The organism is Actinoplanes sp. NPDC049598 (genome assembly GCF_040675435.1).
In the GTDB taxonomy this organism is placed as follows: Bacteria; Actinomycetota; Actinomycetes; order Mycobacteriales; family Micromonosporaceae; genus Actinoplanes.
Window position 1 is genome coordinate 463,007 of record NZ_JBFAOX010000002.1, and the last position, 15,787, is coordinate 478,793.

Below are 15,787 nucleotides of genomic sequence, written 5' to 3' on the forward strand. Positions count from 1 at the left end.
GCGGGGTCAGCCCGCGGAGCGGGCGCGGGGTCAGCGGGCGCGGCCCGTGCGGAAGGCGTAGGCGACCAGGGCGGCGCGGTCACGGCAGGCGGTCTTGGCCAGGAGGTGGTTGACGTGGGTTTTGACGGTGGCGTCGGAGACGTGCAGGCGGGTGGCTATCTCGCTGTTGCTGTGGCCGAGCGCGATCTCGCGCAGGACGTCCTCCTCGCGGGCGGTCAGGCTGCTGTCGCCGGGCGGGGCGGGGGCCACACCGTACGGGGCGCCGTGGGCCAGCGCCTCCAGGAGACGCCGCTGCACCGTGGGGTCCAGCTGGGCCTCGCCCGCCGCCACGGTCAGGATCGCCTGCTGGATGTCTTCGGCGCCGGCGTCTTTGGTCAGGTAGCCCCGGGCGCCGGCCTGCAACGCGCGGAAGACGGTGCTGTCGTCGGCGTACGTGGTCAGGACGACCACCCGGGACCGGGACCCGGACGCCGTCAGGCGTGACGTGGCCTCGACACCGTCGACGCCGGGCATGTTCAGGTCCATGAGCACCACGTCCGGGTCGAGCTCGGCCACCCGCCGCAGCGCGTCGGCCCCGTCGAGCGCGGTGCCGACGACGGTCAGGCCGTCGAGCAGGCCGAGCATCATGGCCAGGCCGTCGCGTACGACCTTCTGGTCGTCGGCGATCAGTACGGTGACGGTCACTTCTCCCCCAGCGGCATGCTCAGCGATACCCGCCAGCCCGTGTCGGTCGGGCCGGCCTCCAGGTGGCCCCCGGCCAGCGCCGCCCGTTCGGCCAGCCCGGTCAGGCCGAGGCCGCCCGAGGGCAGCGCGGCGCCCGGGCCACCGGTGTCGGTCACCACGACCGAGACGGCCTCGACGGCCCACGAGAGGTCGACGGTGACGGCCGCGGACGGGCCCGCGTGCTTGGCGGCGTTGGTGAGCGCCTCCTGGACCGTACGGTAGAGGGCCAAGCCGTTCTCGGGCGGAAGCGGCCGCGGTGTCCCGGTGACCGTGAGCGTCGCGCCGGGGTGCCGGGCGACCAGGTCGGGGATGAGCGACGGGCCCGGCAGCCGGTCGCCGCGCAGGGTCTCGACCACCTGGCGGGCCGAGGTGAGACCGTCGCGGGCCATGCCGTGGGCGCCGGCGATCTGGTCGAGCAGGCGCGGGTCGGCGTTCGTCTTCGCCGCGAGCAGCCGGGCCCCCTCGAGCTGGACGGCGAGACCGGCCAGCGTGTGCGCGAGCACGTCGTGCAGTTCCCGGGCGATGCGGCCGCGCTCGGCCAGGCGGGCCGACTCCTCGCGGGCGGTGCGGGTGGCCGACTCCTGGGCCAGGCGCTCCTCGGCCTGCTCGCGGGCGGCCCGGTTGGCCTGGGCGAAGGCCGAGGCCAGGAAGAGGAAGAAGCCGCCGACGGCCAGGTTGAGGAAAGCGCTGACACCCTCGGAGGCGTTGAACGACTCGGCCAGCGCGGTCAGCACCACCACGAGCCCGCCGAGGATCAGCGCCGGCCGGCGGGACAACCGCAGGCCGATGCCGGCGACCGCCATGAAACTGAGGACATAGCCGGGGCCCGAGGGGCGGATGAGGTCCATCAGCGCCCCGCATGCGCCGGCCGCGGTGAAGCAGACGGCCGTCAGGCGCGGGTCGCGCAGCCGGGAGAACGTGCCGAGCAGCCAGAACGCGATGCCGGCCACTACCACGACGGGGAACGCGGTCCGGGCGCCCCCCGAAGCGGGAAGGCCGGCCAGGACCGCGTCCACAGCGATCACCGCCGCGCTGACCCAGACCAGCACCCGGAACGTTTGTCTCACCGGGCCATTGTCAGGGACGGCCGGCGCAGGCGGGCGGCCGAGATCACCATGACCACCAGCCGGGAGAGCACCATCGCCAGCGAGAGCACCACGAAGGCGGCGGTCCAGGCGTCGGCGCCGGTGATCAGATGCGTACGGCTGAAGTCGACCAGACCTTGGGTGAACCAGTGGTCCGCCCCGTAGATGAAGAGCATCCGCCCCGCGGTCACCGCGATCCAGATGGCCGCGAAGCCGAAACCCGCCGTCGTCAGGATCCGGCCGGTCGACGCGTCCCGCGACACCCGCACGAACAGGCCCGACACGATGCCCAGCACCACCCCGGCGGCCAGCCCGGCCAGCACCAGCGGCACGTCGTTGCCCGCCGTCGGGAACGAGTGGAGATAGAAGGCCGCCACCGCCAGCACGATGACCACCGGCCGGACGAGCCGCTTGCCGGTGAACTCGTGCGTGCCGAGCGCGGTGGTGAGCATGAGAACGAGAATGCCGAGGCTGATCAGGTAGTTCGTCATGGGTCAAACGATCCCGGCTCTGCCCCACCGCCGAATCGGAGCGTGGATGGAACTGTCGTCTCCACCCTAGGGTTGAGACCGCGGCTGGTCCTCCACCAACGGCTCCAACAGCTTCCGTACGGAGTTGAGATCGCCCTGCGCCCGCAGAACGCTGACCAGGTTGTTGCGCAGGCGCGCGACCGTCGGGTGGGTGGCGCCCAGCGCGGCCTCGGCGATGTCCAGGGCCCGCTCGCCGCTGGCCCGCGCGGCCGGCAGGTCGCCGAGGCTCTGCAGCACGTTGCCGAGGTTGTTGTGCCAGATGCCGACGGTCAGCGGATCCGCTTGCTCCCCGGCCTCCAGCGCCTCTTCCAGCTGCTGCCGCGCGCCCTTGAAGTCGCCGAGGTCGCGCAGCACCATCGCGAGGTTGGCCCGGCAGTTGCCGACGGCCGGATGCCGGGCGCCGAGCGCGGCCTCGCTGATCCGCAGCGCCTCCGCCATCTGCTGGCGCGCGCCGTCCAGGTCACCGAGATCGCGGAGCACCATGCCGAGATTGCCACGGCGCAGCGCGGCCGTCGGATGCCCGGCGCCGAGCGCGGCCTCGCTGATCCGCAGCGCCTCCTCCATCTGCTCACGCGCGCCGTCCAGGTCACCGAGATCGCGCAGGACCATGCCGACGCTGCCGTGCCGCAGGGCCACGATCGGATGCTGCGGGCCGAGAGAGACTTCCCCGACGCGCAAGGCGAGCTCGTACTGCTCACGGGCCCCCGTCAGGTCGTGCAGGTCGTGCAGCACGTTGCCCAGGTTGTTGTGCCAGACGCCGACCTCGACGTGCTCCGGGCCGAGGGCGGCCCGGCCGATGCGCAGCGCCTGCTCGTACTGTTCACGCGCGCCGTCCAGGTCGCCGAGCTCGTGGCGAACCTGGCCCAGCTCGTGGTGATGCCGGGCCAGCTCGGGATCGGCGCTCGCCATCGCGACCGCCCGTGCGGCCAGCGGGCTCGCCTGCCGGTGCTGCGCACGCTCCCGCAAATAAGCGGACACTCGTCCCAGCAGCCAGCTGGCCGGCTCGCCCGCGATCTCGAGCCGCTCGGCGTGCTCGGTCACGGCCAGGACGTGCGGGAGCAACCGCGCGCAGTCGGGCCAGCACGCCTCGTCCTCGACGTCGGCCGGAAAGGCGGCGCGGACCAGATCGACGGCGGCAGCGGCGGTGGACAGGCTCGCCTCGTGGGCCATACCGGTACGCACGACGAGCTGCACCAGCGGATGCATGCTCACTTCGTCGGCCGTCAGCGACACCAGCGAATAGCGCCCGGCCGCGGCAAGCGTGCTTTCGTAGTTCAGCCGGTCCCGCACGGCCGAGGCCAGTGGCGCCGGAAGGGCGGCCGCCTGCTCGTGGAGCAGGGTGCGGGACACATGCGGGGCGAGGAAGGCCAGGAGGGACAGGACGCGGTGGGCGGCGGGGGCTTCCGTACGGACCCGGTCCAGCGAGACGGTCCACACGGTGGCGAGGCGGTGCTGGGTGTCGACGTCGGCGTCCCATTCGCCGCGGCCGAACAGATCCCACATGCTGTCCCGGACCAGGCTGATGTAGTCGCCGGCGTCGAGCTGGGACTCCTCGAGGAAGGCGGCCGCCTCCTCGAGCGCGAGCGGCAGATCGCCGAGCAGGGCGGCGATCTCGCCCAGGCGGTCCGCGGTCGCGGTGCCGCTGCGGCGATGCAGCATCTCGACGGATTCGGCCCGCGGAAGCACACCCAGATCGACGGAGACCGCGTGCCGGCGCCAGTGCGACCAGCGGGACGTGATCAGCACGTGGCCGCCGCCGCCCGCCGGCAGCAGGTCGCCCAGACGGTCCGGCTTCTCGACGTCGTCCAGCACGAGCAGCCAGCGGTCGCGTTCGCGCAGGTGGTCGAAGACGTGGCCGGTCAGCTCGGTCTCGTCCTTGGAGGTGAGGCCCAGTTTGGCCGCGAGCGCGGCGTAGGCGGCGACGGCCGAGGTGGGACGATCGGAGGGCACCCACCAGATCAGGTCGTAGTCGGCGGTGTGGTGGTGCGCGTACTCGAGCGCGAGCTGCGTCTTGCCGACGCCCCCGAGGCCGTGCACCGCCACGACGACCGGGCTGGTGGGTGACGGCTCGGCGCGTAACGCGGCGGTCAGCCCGTCCAGAGCGCGGGCCCGGCCGGAGAACTGCCGGTTTCGGGCGGGGAGGTTGCAGATCTCGGGAACCTTGTAACTCACCGCGACCCCTCAGAACTCGGCGCGTCGGGCGCTTCGAGCAGGCCGAGGCGCAGCGCCGTCATCAGCGCCTGCGCCCGGTTGGCCGCCCCGAGCTTCTCGTAGAGCTTGGAGATGTGCGTCTTGGCGGTCGATTCCGACACGTGGAGCTGCTTGGCGATCCCGGCGACGCTCTTGCCCTCGGCCAGAATCCACAACACCTGTTCCTCCCGCTTGGAAAGCTTCGGGCCGGCAGGCGCGAGGCGGCGCTTCATCGCCTCAGCCAGGTCAGCCGCGGTGAAGGCGCTCGGATTCGACGCCGCGTGCCGGGCGGCGGCCACGACCTCGTCCGCGGGCGCGGTCTTGGGGACGAACGCGCTGGCGCCCGCCTCGAGCGCGCCGAAGAGCTGGTCGTCACCCGCGTACATGGTCAGGATGACGATGCCCATGCTGGCGCTGTTCCTGCGCAGGGCCCTGGTCGCCTCGAGACCGCTGCCGTCGGGCAGGCGCAGATCCATGATCACGACGTCCGGTTGGAGCGCGCCGATGGTCCGCACTCCGTCGGCGGCGGTGGCCGCCTCACCGACCACCATGAATTGCCGGTCACGCTCGAAAGCATGCCGCAGCCCTTTGCGGACCAGATCGTGGTCGTCGACCGTGACCACCGTGGTGCGCGACAAGGCGCGGCCGAGAGCCCGGTCGCCGGCATGCATCGCTTTGCGGACCGTGTCCGGGTCGGCCCGTTCACGCAACTGCGAGGCACCCAGCTGGGCCAACGACGTCTGCTCGATCAGGCGCTGGGCATGCGAGTCATACATCGCCGGCCTCCTTCCAGTACTGCGCGGCGGCGCGCGTCACGCTCAACTCGTCCGGCATGCCGAGCACTTCGGCGACGGCGGCCGCGCTGTAACCGAGTTCCAGGAGCACAGCCGCCGAACGGCCCGGCCCGTAATGGGAAGGCGCCGCTTCCGGCGGTTCGTAACCGCGGAGCGCGTCGGGCAACGCCTCGGCGCACCTCGCACAGAGCTCGTGCGCGAGCGTGTGCTCCCCCGACGACTCCCAGCCGCCGGTCGTCAGGCTGACCAGCGCGCGGCCGGCCACCTGGGAGGCCACCAGAGTCAGCTCGCCGTCGGACCAGGATCGGGCCGCGCTGGCCCGGGTGGCGTCGTCCAGGCCGGCCTCCGGCGGCAGGTGGCCGGACCGCAGCCAGGCCTCGACCGTGGCCACGCAATATTCGGTGGCCGCGCGGGCGACGGCCTCCCAGGCCGGGCCGTCGAACTGGGCACGGGCCAGCAGGTCGCGCAGGGTCCGCTCGGCGCCGACCACGCCCGGCACGACGGGCGGCTCGTCGTCGAGGGACAGCGCTTTGCGGCGGGCGAAGACCTCGTGGGCCGCGACCACCCGGTCCCACAGCTCCTCCTCGGCCTCGGCGTCCAAGCCGCCGGCGTCCGGCCACTCCTCCGCGATCTCGGCCAGCCGGGCGCTGGCGTCGTACTGCCGGACGTCGACGTCGGCCAGCCGACCGGCCTCCTCGGCCAGCGCCCGTTTCCGTGCGGCCCCGGCGCCGACCGCCGGGCTGGACGTTCGCGTTCCGCGCCGTCCACGGACCTGCGCTGCCCGTCGCCGTACGTCCTCCGCACCATCCCGAAGATCCTGTGGGCCGGCGACCGCCGTGCCGACCACCTCGCCCACCCGGCGCAGGACGATCTCCTCACGCTCGCGCCCCTCCGCCTCCGCGGCCAGGAAGCCGAGCCGCTCCACCGCCTGCCGCAGGTACGACCGGGCGGTCCGCACCTCCACCCCGAGCACCGTCGCGATCGTGGGCGACGGGTAGCCGTCGATCGACCAGGCGAGCGCCTCGCGCTGCCGTTTGGACAGCCCCAGCAGCACCTTGATGACGAGGTCGTCCGACTCGGCCGGCTTCAGGCCGCGTACCTCCGGCAGTCTGTTCATCGCGGTGTGGCGCAGCCACGGCGCCGGAAGGCGCACCGCCCCGAAGACCGGAAACAGGTCGGTGAAGGCACGCTGAGCCACCTCGCGGGCGTCGCCACCGGCCGCACCGAGGGCGCCGGCGAAGCGCGCGAGGCCGGGGAACTGATCCCGGTAGTAGTCGTCGAACTGATCGCCCACCACGGCATATGATTCATCGCCCCGGCGAACCCACCCCGCAACTGTCAGCTAGGCGACAGCAAGACCGCTCACGCGGGGTTCTTGAAGCAGGGCGTATGGATCAACAAGGACATCGCCTTGGGTGGGGCGGTGCTCTCCAGGGTGACGTAGAAGTCGTCCGGGTCGACGGCGGTCAGGACGGAGCCGCCGCTGACGGTGCGGTCGTCCTTGATGGTCCAGCCGGCGGCCTGCCAGGAGTCGCGGAGCTTGGCCGCGGTGGCCGCGTGCCGGTCGGCGGCGAGCGGGATCTGCCAGGTGCCCTGCATGAAGTACGTGTCGCTGCTGTCCTTGCTGCCCTCGCAGCCGGCCGGGGCGAAGCCGCCGTTGGTCAGCTCGCCGCCGGCCTGCGCGGCCACCTGGGCGGCCAGGGTCTGCACGGCGGCCTGGGCGTCGGCCTTGGACTTGGACTGCACGTCCTTGCTCCCGTCGTCGGTGCAGGCCGCGATGGACATCGCGGCGATCAGCGCGAGGGCCGGTGCGGCCCTACGGGACCACGTCCGGCGGCGGGTCGCCGTGGACGCGGGTCGTGAAGCTGTACTGGCCGGCCAGGACGCGGGCCTGGTTGTCGAGGCTCTCACTGTTGGGCTCCCAGTAGTGCGTGTGACCGGAAGTGTCGACACGGTACTCGTTGGCCCCGAACGAAGCCTCGTGCGGGCTGACACCGTGCCCGTCGTCGTACGCGTCGCCGATGAACGGCCCGACGATCGGGGCGAACTGCGTCCACTTGGTGACGTTGCTGGTCTCGGCGACCGGATCATTGCCCGCGGAGCCGGCCCAGACGTGCCGCGGGTCGGCCATCAGATCGGCGGCGTGCTCGGTGTGCATGCCGGGGCTGCCCTGGACGAGGATGTCGTCCACCGGCAGTTGCTTGGTCAGGGCCGCCTCGGCCACCACCGTCGATCCGTACGAGTGCCCCATGGCGACCAGATGCGACGGCCCCGCGTCGTGCGTGGCCCGCATGCCCTCCATGAAGTTGAGGTACCGCGGCCCGCCCTGCTCGGATCGGCCCTCCATGGCCACGGAGAGGTTGTTCAGGTCGGGGGCATCGTAGCCGAGCCAGTACACGGTCGACACGTCACCGGCCTCACCCAGCGTGTGCCGGTCAGCGGCCAGGTTGAGTTGCTGCATCCGCTCGACGTTACCGACCGTGTTGCCCTCCATCGTGGTACCGAGACCGGGCACCCAGACGCCGGTGTGCCGGGCCGTGTCCGGGTCGTTGACCGCGATGACCACGCGCCCGTCGCCGGCCGGGTCGACGCCGAGCAGCAGACCCTGCTCGCCGAGCGACTGCAGCGCCCGGTCGACCTCGGCCAGCTTGCCGAGCTGGTCCTGGGCCGCGTTCATGGCCTCGGTCTCGCGCTGGATGTCGATCTCGTTGTACGGGTCGTCGACGAGCAGCCGGGCCAGGCGCGCCGCGTGTTGGTCGGCCGCGGTCTGCAGCGCGCCCTTCCGGTCGGCCAGCACCAGGCGGTTGGCCACGTCGCGGTCGCTGGACGGCACGCCGTCGAGCCAGCCCACCAGCTCCGGATGGTCCTGGAGGGCCCGCTCCTGTTGCTCCGGGGTCAGGCTGCGCCACCAGTCGTTGACCTGCCTCGGCGTACGCCCCTGCTGATCACGCAGCGTCTGTTCGCTCACCGGGGGCATACCGAGCGTGCCGAACCCCTTGGCCGGGTCGGGCACGTTGACCGCGATGGTGTTGGCCGTGCTCGCGTCGGACTCGGCGGCCCGGGCCAGAATGGCCTGGAACTCGTTGACGTACGCGTTGATCGACTGGGCCACGATCTGCGGTGACGCCGATTCGGTGAACATGTGCGAGGGCGCCTGGACCGTACCGGTGGTGACGTCGACCGAGAAGCCCCGACCGGAGGCTTCGGCGGCCACGGCGCGTACCTGGTCCTGCAGACCGCGAAGCGTGTCGGCATGAAGTCGCAGAGCGTCACCGATGCGCCGGCAGGGTGGATAGGAGTTGCTGGCCTCGGCCCGCAGATCGGCCGAGCGCCGCACGGCGGTATCGCCGGACGGCCAGACGTTCTCCAGGTCACGGCTGGCGCGGATGAGCTCTTCGCAGGCGTCGTCGAGGCTGTTCGCCATGCGCAGCCAGCCCTCGGCACGCCGGCCGATCGCCGCGGTGTCCACGTCGAACAGCATCCGCAGCGTGATCTCGCTCATCGAGGACCGCCGGCGCCGCTCACGCGTTCGGCCGACGCCTGGTCGCTGGCGGCCAGCTCCCGGGCCGACTGGCTCAGGCCGTCGCCGAACGCGCGCACCTGGCCGGCGAGCTCGCCGCTGAAGGCGCGCCAGGCCTCGCCGGCCCGGGTCACTGCGGACGCGGTGGCCCAGCCGTCCGCGACGGTTCCGCTGGTCAGGTCGGCTTCATTCCGGCTGTACGCCGTACGGAAGCCGGCCGAGGCGGCGGTGACCGCGCTGCCCATCGCGGCCAGGCCCGGAAGGTCTACCTGTATCGGCTGTCCCACGCGGCGCACGGTACAACAGGTGAGCACACCATCACGGTCAGAGCTCGCCGCCCAGCGCCTCGGCCAGCCGGTCCGGCGTCAGCCCGAGCTCGAAGAGGATCTTGGAGTCGGCCGGGTCCTCGAGATCCAGCCGCTCCGGGATGCGGTCCACCAGGGACTGCGCGTGGTCGGGCCCGTACACCCGGGTCAGAACGTGCATTGCGTGAGCCTTCGTGATGACAGCCATACCGCTAGGACCAGGTAGCCGGCTCGTTCGTGACAGCCAGGATCCGGCCGGCCAGCTGCGCCCGCGACGTCACCGCGAGCTTGGGGAAGATCCGGTAGAGGTGCGAGCCGATCGTGCGCGGCGACAGGAACATCCGCTGCCCGATCTCCCGGTTGGACAGCCCGTCGGCCGCGAACCGCGCGATCTCCCACTCCTGCGCGGACAGCACCCCGCTCGGCGCCCCGCCCGACGCCCGCAGCTCCCGCCCGGCCCGCCGCGCCCACGTGGACGCCCCGAGCACCTCGAACGTGTGCCGGGCCGACTCGACCGGTAACCGCGACTCGGTCACCCTGCGCTGCCGCCGCAGCCAGCTCCCGTACTCCAGGTCGACGCGCGCCGTCACCCACGGCGATGGGGCGCTTGCCCGCGCCCGCACGAACAGCTCCTCGTCGCCCTCGGCCAGCGCCCGCGCGTACAGATCGGTTGTCTCCGGCATGCGCTCCCCGCATCGCAGCGCTGCCTCGGCGACATGCCCGTCGGCGTCCCGCGGCCGCGGGCCGGCCATCAAAGGCAGCAAGACGGTGTACGCGTCGCGGTAGCGCTCGGCGCTCAACAATGCCACCCCACGGGCGAACCGCGCGGTGGTGGCGATCAGCGCGCCCCCGTTGACCTCGGCCTCCGCCGCGTGCCGGCCCGCGCTCTCGCCGTCCCCGCGCACCGCCTCGACCAGGGCGATCACCGCGGTCGCGCAGGCCTGCCAGACCGGCTGACCGGTGCGCTCGGCCAGCACCCGGCACTCGGTGGCAGCCCCCGCCGCGGCGGCCCAGTCGCCACCCTCGACCGCCGCCTGCGCCCGCAACGCCAGCACGTGCACCAGCACCCCGAGCCGCCCGCCCCGGCGCAGCGCCGCCGCCTCGGCCCCGAGCAGATCCCCGGCCGCCACCGCTTCCCCGCGCGCAAGCGCAGCCAACCCGCCGGCCAGGCCCCCACTTGCCGGATCCACGCTGCCGGCCGGCGCCGGCCGATCGGCGAGCGCTGCTGGGTCGCCGATCTCAAGCGGCGCCAGCCGGTCATTGTCCGCCCCCGCCGCGACCGCCGCCGGGCCGCCTTCCGTGAGTGGTGGCCGCCGATCAGCGACCGCCCCCACCGCCACTGCTACCAGGTCGCGTTTCTTAGGCGGCGCCAGCCGATCGGCGACCGCTCGCACGGCCACCGCTGCCGGGTCGCTGCTGCTGACCGGCCCAGCGGCGGCCAGGACTGCGCGCAGCGGCTCGGCGGCTGTCACGTCCCAGGTGACCAGTGCCAGCGCGGCCGCCGCGCCCGACATCTCGAGGGCCGCGCCGTGCTCGCCGGCCTCGGCCAGGTCTGCCGCGGCGCGGGTCATCGCACTGACCGCACCCTGCGGCCGGGCCGCGAAACGGGCCCGCAAGGCCCGTACGTGCAAGTCGTCACCCGTCCCGACGCCGCCGTCGAGCAGGGTCTCGGCGCGCTCGTGCCAGCCGTGCTCGAACGCGCGGCGCACCTCGGCCACGAGGCCGCCGCCGTCGGCCGGCTCGCGGCCCGCCCACCGGAGCACCTTGCGGCGCCGGCGCCGCCGGTCCCTCTCCCGTTCGATGATCGCGCTCATCGCGCCCCCTCTCCCTGCTTGATCTACGGAGAAGCTAGGACCCCGCAGTAGAGGACTAGTGACCAACGAGTGACACCTCAGAGATGCGCTCACCGGCCAGTCCACGACCGCGGCGCGGGTGATCCGGCGGCGCAGTGCCCGGGTCGCCTCCAAGGGAGGAGCTCATCGAGTCGACGGTCGGCCGGCTGCACACGACGACGACCGCCTGCACGCGGGAGCTCGGCTCATAGCTCGAGGATCCGGGTGATCACGCGGTGCATGGCGGCCAGCTCGCCGTCGGTGACCGCGCCGGCAAGCAGCTCGGTCACGGCGGCGTCGTAGGTCGCGGTGGCGGCGGCCAGCATGGCCCGGCCGGCCGGGGTCAGGCTGATCCGGCTGGCCCGGCGGTCGCCGGGGTCGGCCGTACGCTCGATCAGGCCGGCGGCGCGGACCCGGTCGGCCAGCTTGCTGGCGCCGCCCATCGTGATGCGCAGCTCGCGGGCCAGGTCGCCGACGCGGGCCACGTCGCGGTCACGCAACACCCACAACGTCTCAAAGCTGGCCAGGGGCAGGTCGTGGGCCTGCTTGAGGCGCGCGTCCAGGTGATCCCAGAGGACGATCTCCAGGCGGACGAGGTCATGCGCCCAGCGCACCTTCTGTGTCACGCCGCACATCGTAGCAAAAATGATTCCATGGAAACCAATTCCGTGGAAACTAAGAGGCATGAGAGCAATCGTGCTGAGCGCGCCCGGGCCGGTGGAGAACCTCGAGATCCGCGACATCCCGCTGCGGGATCCGAAGGACGGCCAGGTGCGGATCCGGGTCAAGGCCTTCGGGATCAACCGGTCCGAGCTGCACCTGCGGCTGGGGTACGCGGAGAACGCGCGCTTCCCGGTCGTCCCCGGGATCGAGGCCGTGGGGGTGGTCGACGAGGCGCCCGGCACCGACCTGGTCCGGGGGCAGCAGGTGGTGGCGATGATGGGCGGGATGGGGCGCTCCTTCGACGGCGGCTACGCCGAGTACACGGTGGTGCCGCGACGGCAGGTGATCCCGTTCAGCTCGGCCCTGCCGTGGGCGACGGTGGGCGCGGTGCCGGAGACGCTTCAGACCGCGTACGGCTCCCTGGCTGTCGGTCTTGACCTGAAGAAAGGCCAGACCCTGCTGATCAGGGGCGGGACCTCGGCCCTGGGGTACGCGACGGCGGCGCTGGCCCGCGGCATGGGCGCGACGGTCCTGGCCACCACGCGCCAGGCGGAGCGCCTTGAGGAGATCAAGGATCACGCGCTGCTCGACGACGGGCAGGTCGCGCGACAGGTGCGCGAGCTTTATCCCGAGGGAGTGGACGCGGCGCTGGAACTGGTGGGCACGCCGACGCTGCCGGACACGCTCGCGGCGACCCGGGTGCACGGAACGGTGTGCTTCGCCGGGATGCTGTCGAACCAGTGGATCATCCCGGACTTCTATGCGATCGGCTACATCCCGAGCGGCGTGCGGCTCACCGGCTACAGCGGCGACGCGACCTCGCTGCCGCCGGCCGTGCTGCAGGACAGCCTCGACCGGATCGCGGCCGGGACGCTCGACCTCGGGCCGGCCACGGTCTATCCGTTCGAGCGGATCCGGGACGCCCACCGCGACATCGAGGAGAACAACGTAAGCGGCAAGGTGGTGGTCGTGGTGCCCTGACACCCTGTTTGCACCCGGGACGAGCCGGGGACTGCACCCCGGCGACAACATCTTGGTCGGGTGACGAAACGACAGAGAACCCGAGCGACCGCGATCGTGGCTGCCGCCCTCGCCACCACCGCCATCATGTCGTCCCCGGCCGAGGCCGCCGTCCCGGCCGCCGCGCAGAGCTGGACGAGCCTGATGTACCAGAGCCTCACGGTGACCGCGACCGGCGCCCAGCTCCGGCAGACCCTGGCCACCCAGCGCACCACCGTGACCACCCGCGCCGCCGAGGTCACCAAGGCCACGGCGGCCCTGACCGTGGCCCAGAACCAGGTCACCGCCGCCACCAATGCCGACACGGCGGCCAAGACCCGGGTCACGGCGGCCAAGGCGGCGGTCGCCGCCGCCAAGAAGAAGCTGTCCAAGGCCAAGCCGAAGGGCCGCACCAGCGCCAGGAACGGGGTCACGGCCGCACAGAAGACGCTCACGTTGCGTACCACCCAGGCCCGGGACGCGGCGACGGCCCTGACCACCGCCCGGTCCTCCGCGACCGCGGCGACCGCCGCGGTGACCACGGCGAACAACTCGGTGAAGTCGGCCTCGGCGGCGGTGGTGCTGACCCAGCAGAAGATCGCCGCGCTGAAGACGCCGGCTCAGCTGGCCGCCCAGGCCGCGGCGGTCAGCAAGAGCGCGGTGACCGCGGTCCGGCCTGTGTTCACCACGGCCGACACGGTCGTCGTGTACGGCACGACGGTGCACCACAGCGTCTCGTTCGCCTACCGGCGCATGGTCGACGACGCCAAGAAGGCCGGCATCGCCATCTCGGGCGGCGGCTTCCGCACCAAGCAGCGCCAGATCGAGCTCCGCAAGATCAACGGCTGCCCGGACGTCTATACGGCGCCGTCGTCGTCGTGCCGCGTGCCGACGGCGGTCCCGGGCCGCTCGCTGCACGAGCTCGGCCTGGCCGTCGACATCACGTCGGGCGGCAAGAGCCTGACGTCGAAGAGCCCCGCCTTCAAGTGGCTGCAGCAGCACGCGGACGAGTACGGCTTCGTGAACCTGCCGTCGGAGCCGTGGCACTGGTCCATCACCGGCAGCTGAGTCCCGGTACGGCAGGTCTTACATTGCCCGAACATCGCCCGGCCGTCCGCTTGGGCACAATGGGCCGGTGACGGAGAAAGGGCTGGTCCTGGTCGTCGAGGACGAGCGGCCGATCGCCGACCTGGTGCGGCTCTATCTGGCCCGCGACGGCTTCGGCGTGCATGTCGAGCACGACGGCCCGGCCGGGCTGGCCGCGGTGCGCAAGCTACGGCCGGTCGCCTGCGTGCTCGACATCGCCCTGCCCGGCCTGGAGGGCACCGAGATCTGCCGGCGGCTGCGCGAGGACGGCGACTGGACGCCGGTGGTGTTCCTGACCGCCCGCGACGACGAGGTCGACCGGATTCTGGGGCTGGAGCTGGGCGGCGACGACTACCTGACCAAGCCGTTCAGCCCGCGCGAGCTGGTGGCCCGGGTGCGGGCGCTGCTGCGCCGGGCGGCCGGGCCCGGGGAGGGCGACCGGGTCCGGCAGCTGGGCCCGGTCTCGCTCGACCCGGGGCGCCGGCTGGTCACCGTCGCGGGCCGGCCGCTCACCCTGACCGCGACCGAGTTCGACCTGCTCGGGCATCTGCTGCGCCGCCCGGGCCGGGTCTTCACCCGCGAGGAGCTGCTGGCCGGGGTGTGGGGGTACGCGTCGCACGCCGGGACCCGCACGGTCGACGTCCACGTGGCCCAGTTGCGGGCCAAGCTGGGCGACTGCGCCCACCTGATCCGCACGGTCCGCGGCGTCGGCTACACCGCCCATGATTAGGACCCTCACCGGCCGGGCGGTCCTGGTCACCGCGGCCACCGCGGTCGTCTCGGTCATCGTCACCGCGCTGGTCGCGCTGCCCATAGCCGTACGCTCCGCCGACAACGCGGCCCGGGCCGACCTGGCCGAGAAGTCGGCCCTGGCCGTCGAGCTGCTGACCAGCGAGCGGGCGCCGGCCCGGACCCGCATCGTGAACCGGCTGCGCGACGACGGCATCGCGGTCTACCTGATCCGCCGCGGCGCCGCCGACCGGCCGGGCCTGCCGCCGCGGGTGGTCGAGCAGATCGCGGCCGGGCAGGCCGTCGACTCCCGCGGCATGGTCGGCGGCACGGCGGTGCTGATTTCGGGGCGCCCGCTGACCGGCAACGACGCCGGTGTCGTGCTGACCCGTAAGGCGGGCTCGGGCACGGCCGCGCGGGTGCTCGGCGGGGTCTGGTTCGCGCTGCTGGCCGGCCTGCTCGGCGGCGTGGTGGCGGGCGCCCTGCTGGCCCACTTCGTGGCCCGGCCGCTGCGGCAGGCGGCGCTGGCGGCCAAGCAGCTGTCGGCCGGCGACCGCTCCGTACGGCTGGCCGTGCGCCCACCGGCCGAGGCGGCCGAGCTGGCGACGGCGCTCAACCAGCTCGGCGCCGCCCTGCAGCGCAGCGAGGGCCGCGAACGTGAGTTCCTGCTGTCGGTCTCGCACGAGCTGCGTACGCCGCTGGCCACGATCCGCGGCTACGCCGAGGCCCTGGCCGACGGGATGGTCCCGGCCGAGAGCGCCGGCCGCACGATGATCGGCGAGGCCGACCGGCTCGACCGGCTCATCTCCGACCTGCTCGTGCTGTCCCGCCTGGAGGCGGCCGACCTGCCGGTCGACCTGGTCCCGGTCGACCTGGCCGACCTGGTCGGCTCGGCGGCCGAGGCGTGGGCGCCGCGCTTCGGCCCGCGCCTGACCACCGAGCTGCCCGAGCGGCCGGTCATGGTCGTCACCGATCCGGGCCGCATCCGCCAGGTTGTCGACGGCCTGTGCGAGAACGCCCTGCGGGTCCTGCCCCCCGAGGCGCCGCTGATCCTGGCCGTGCGGGACGCCACTGTGGAGGTCCGCGACGGCGGCCCCGGCTTCACCGACGAGGATCTGGCGGTCGCCTTCCAGCGCGGGGCGCTGCAGCAGCGTTACCGGCACGAGCGCCCGACCGGCAGCGGCCTCGGCCTGGCCCTGGCCGCCCGCCTCGTCGAACGCCTGGGCGGCGCCATCGAGGCCGGCCACGCCCCGGAGGGCGGCGCCCAGTTCCGCATCACGCTACCCACCGCGTGACCGCCGGACCCGCCCGAATTGGCGTGAGCCGCCGTC

The 15,787-nt window shown here is 73.0% G+C and carries 16 protein-coding genes; 4 read left to right on the forward strand and 12 right to left on the reverse strand.

Features of this window, described 5'->3' with window-relative positions:
* Nucleotides 1-30 precede the first annotated feature (30 nt).
* The 12 genes from AB0J66_RS08070 to AB0J66_RS08125 all read right to left on the reverse strand — a co-directional run bounded on the left by AB0J66_RS08070 (nt 31) and on the right by AB0J66_RS08125 (nt 11,605).
* Nucleotides 31-684, reverse strand: a complete 654-nt coding sequence (locus AB0J66_RS08070) for a response regulator transcription factor (RefSeq protein WP_364657097.1) — start codon at nt 682-684, stop codon at nt 31-33.
* Nucleotides 681-1,790, reverse strand: coding sequence for a histidine kinase (locus AB0J66_RS08075; RefSeq protein WP_364657099.1), 1,110 nt, complete (start codon nt 1,788-1,790; stop codon nt 681-683). Before AB0J66_RS08075 ends, AB0J66_RS08070 begins: the two co-directional genes overlap by 4 nt.
* The gene (locus AB0J66_RS08080) at nt 1,787-2,299 is read right to left on the reverse strand and encodes a hypothetical protein (protein ID WP_364657101.1); all 513 of its coding nucleotides are present in this window, start codon (nt 2,297-2,299) and stop codon (nt 1,787-1,789) included. Before AB0J66_RS08080 ends, AB0J66_RS08075 begins: the two co-directional genes overlap by 4 nt.
* Before the next feature lie 66 nt (nt 2,300-2,365).
* Nucleotides 2,366-4,510 carry an FxSxx-COOH system tetratricopeptide repeat protein gene (gene fxsT, locus AB0J66_RS08085; RefSeq protein ID WP_364657104.1) on the reverse strand — a complete coding sequence of 715 codons (2,145 nt, stop codon included), beginning with the start codon at nt 4,508-4,510 and terminating at the stop codon, nt 2,366-2,368.
* Nucleotides 4,507-5,199 carry a response regulator transcription factor gene (locus AB0J66_RS08090; protein WP_364657359.1) on the reverse strand — a complete coding sequence of 231 codons (693 nt, stop codon included), beginning with the start codon at nt 5,197-5,199 and terminating at the stop codon, nt 4,507-4,509. The genes fxsT and AB0J66_RS08090 overlap by 4 nt, the downstream gene beginning before the upstream one ends.
* A 97-nt stretch (nt 5,200-5,296) precedes the next feature.
* A complete protein-coding gene (locus AB0J66_RS08095; RefSeq protein WP_364657107.1) occupies nt 5,297-6,616 on the reverse strand; it encodes a sigma factor-like helix-turn-helix DNA-binding protein in 1,320 nt (439 codons plus the stop codon).
* Nucleotides 6,617-6,684: 68 nt separating this feature from the next.
* Nucleotides 6,685-7,107 (reverse strand): hypothetical protein, encoded by a 423-nt coding sequence (locus tag AB0J66_RS08100; RefSeq protein ID WP_364657109.1) that lies wholly within the window; start codon nt 7,105-7,107, stop codon nt 6,685-6,687.
* Nucleotides 7,108-7,138: 31 nt separating this feature from the next.
* Nucleotides 7,139-8,824, reverse strand: a complete 1,686-nt coding sequence (locus AB0J66_RS08105) for an alpha/beta hydrolase (protein ID WP_364657111.1) — start codon at nt 8,822-8,824, stop codon at nt 7,139-7,141.
* The gene (locus AB0J66_RS08110; protein ID WP_364657113.1) at nt 8,821-9,129 is read right to left on the reverse strand and encodes a hypothetical protein; all 309 of its coding nucleotides are present in this window, start codon (nt 9,127-9,129) and stop codon (nt 8,821-8,823) included. Before AB0J66_RS08110 ends, AB0J66_RS08105 begins: the two co-directional genes overlap by 4 nt.
* 37 nt (nt 9,130-9,166) lie before the next feature.
* Entirely contained in the window at nt 9,167-9,328 is a 162-nt protein-coding gene (locus tag AB0J66_RS08115) for a hypothetical protein (protein ID WP_364657115.1), read from the reverse strand.
* A gap of 31 nt (nt 9,329-9,359) precedes the next feature.
* Nucleotides 9,360-10,961 (reverse strand): LuxR C-terminal-related transcriptional regulator, encoded by a 1,602-nt coding sequence (locus AB0J66_RS08120; RefSeq protein WP_364657117.1) that lies wholly within the window; start codon nt 10,959-10,961, stop codon nt 9,360-9,362.
* A 224-nt stretch (nt 10,962-11,185) separates the two neighbouring features.
* A complete protein-coding gene (locus AB0J66_RS08125; protein WP_364657120.1) occupies nt 11,186-11,605 on the reverse strand; it encodes a MarR family winged helix-turn-helix transcriptional regulator in 420 nt (139 codons plus the stop codon).
* Nucleotides 11,606-11,663: 58 nt separating this feature from the next.
* Here AB0J66_RS08125 and AB0J66_RS08130 point away from each other — a divergent pair, with 58 nt between their 5' ends.
* The 4 genes from AB0J66_RS08130 (at nt 11,664) to AB0J66_RS08145 (ending at nt 15,751) form a co-directional block, all read left to right on the forward strand.
* Nucleotides 11,664-12,623, forward strand: a complete 960-nt coding sequence (locus tag AB0J66_RS08130; protein ID WP_364657123.1) for a zinc-binding dehydrogenase — start codon at nt 11,664-11,666, stop codon at nt 12,621-12,623.
* Nucleotides 12,624-12,683: 60 nt separating this feature from the next.
* Nucleotides 12,684-13,709 (forward strand): M15 family metallopeptidase, encoded by a 1,026-nt coding sequence (locus AB0J66_RS08135; protein ID WP_364657125.1) that lies wholly within the window; start codon nt 12,684-12,686, stop codon nt 13,707-13,709.
* A gap of 67 nt (nt 13,710-13,776) precedes the next feature.
* The gene (locus tag AB0J66_RS08140) at nt 13,777-14,457 is read left to right on the forward strand and encodes a response regulator transcription factor (RefSeq protein ID WP_364657127.1); all 681 of its coding nucleotides are present in this window, start codon (nt 13,777-13,779) and stop codon (nt 14,455-14,457) included.
* The gene (locus AB0J66_RS08145; RefSeq protein ID WP_364657130.1) at nt 14,450-15,751 is read left to right on the forward strand and encodes a HAMP domain-containing sensor histidine kinase; all 1,302 of its coding nucleotides are present in this window, start codon (nt 14,450-14,452) and stop codon (nt 15,749-15,751) included. The genes AB0J66_RS08140 and AB0J66_RS08145 overlap by 8 nt, the downstream gene beginning before the upstream one ends.
* Nucleotides 15,752-15,787: the final 36 nt, after the last annotated feature.

What these genes read in the sequence shown, in the direction of transcription:
- AB0J66_RS08080 (WP_364657101.1), bottom strand. Translation starts at nt 2,299, where the DNA reads ATGACGAACTACCTGATCAGCCTCGGCATTCTCGTTCTCATGCTCACC.
- AB0J66_RS08090 (WP_364657359.1), bottom strand. Translation starts at nt 5,199, where the DNA reads ATGCATGCCGGCGACCGGGCTCTCGGCCGCGCCTTGTCGCGCACCACG.
- AB0J66_RS08100 (WP_364657109.1), bottom strand. Translation starts at nt 7,107, where the DNA reads ATGTCCATCGCGGCCTGCACCGACGACGGGAGCAAGGACGTGCAGTCC.
- AB0J66_RS08105 (WP_364657111.1), bottom strand. Translation starts at nt 8,824, where the DNA reads ATGAGCGAGATCACGCTGCGGATGCTGTTCGACGTGGACACCGCGGCG.
- AB0J66_RS08115 (WP_364657115.1), bottom strand. Translation starts at nt 9,328, where the DNA reads ATGCACGTTCTGACCCGGGTGTACGGGCCCGACCACGCGCAGTCCCTG.
- AB0J66_RS08120 (WP_364657117.1), bottom strand. Translation starts at nt 10,961, where the DNA reads ATGAGCGCGATCATCGAACGGGAGAGGGACCGGCGGCGCCGGCGCCGC.
- AB0J66_RS08130 (WP_364657123.1), top strand. Translation starts at nt 11,664, where the DNA reads ATGAGAGCAATCGTGCTGAGCGCGCCCGGGCCGGTGGAGAACCTCGAG.
- AB0J66_RS08145 (WP_364657130.1), top strand. Translation starts at nt 14,450, where the DNA reads ATGATTAGGACCCTCACCGGCCGGGCGGTCCTGGTCACCGCGGCCACC.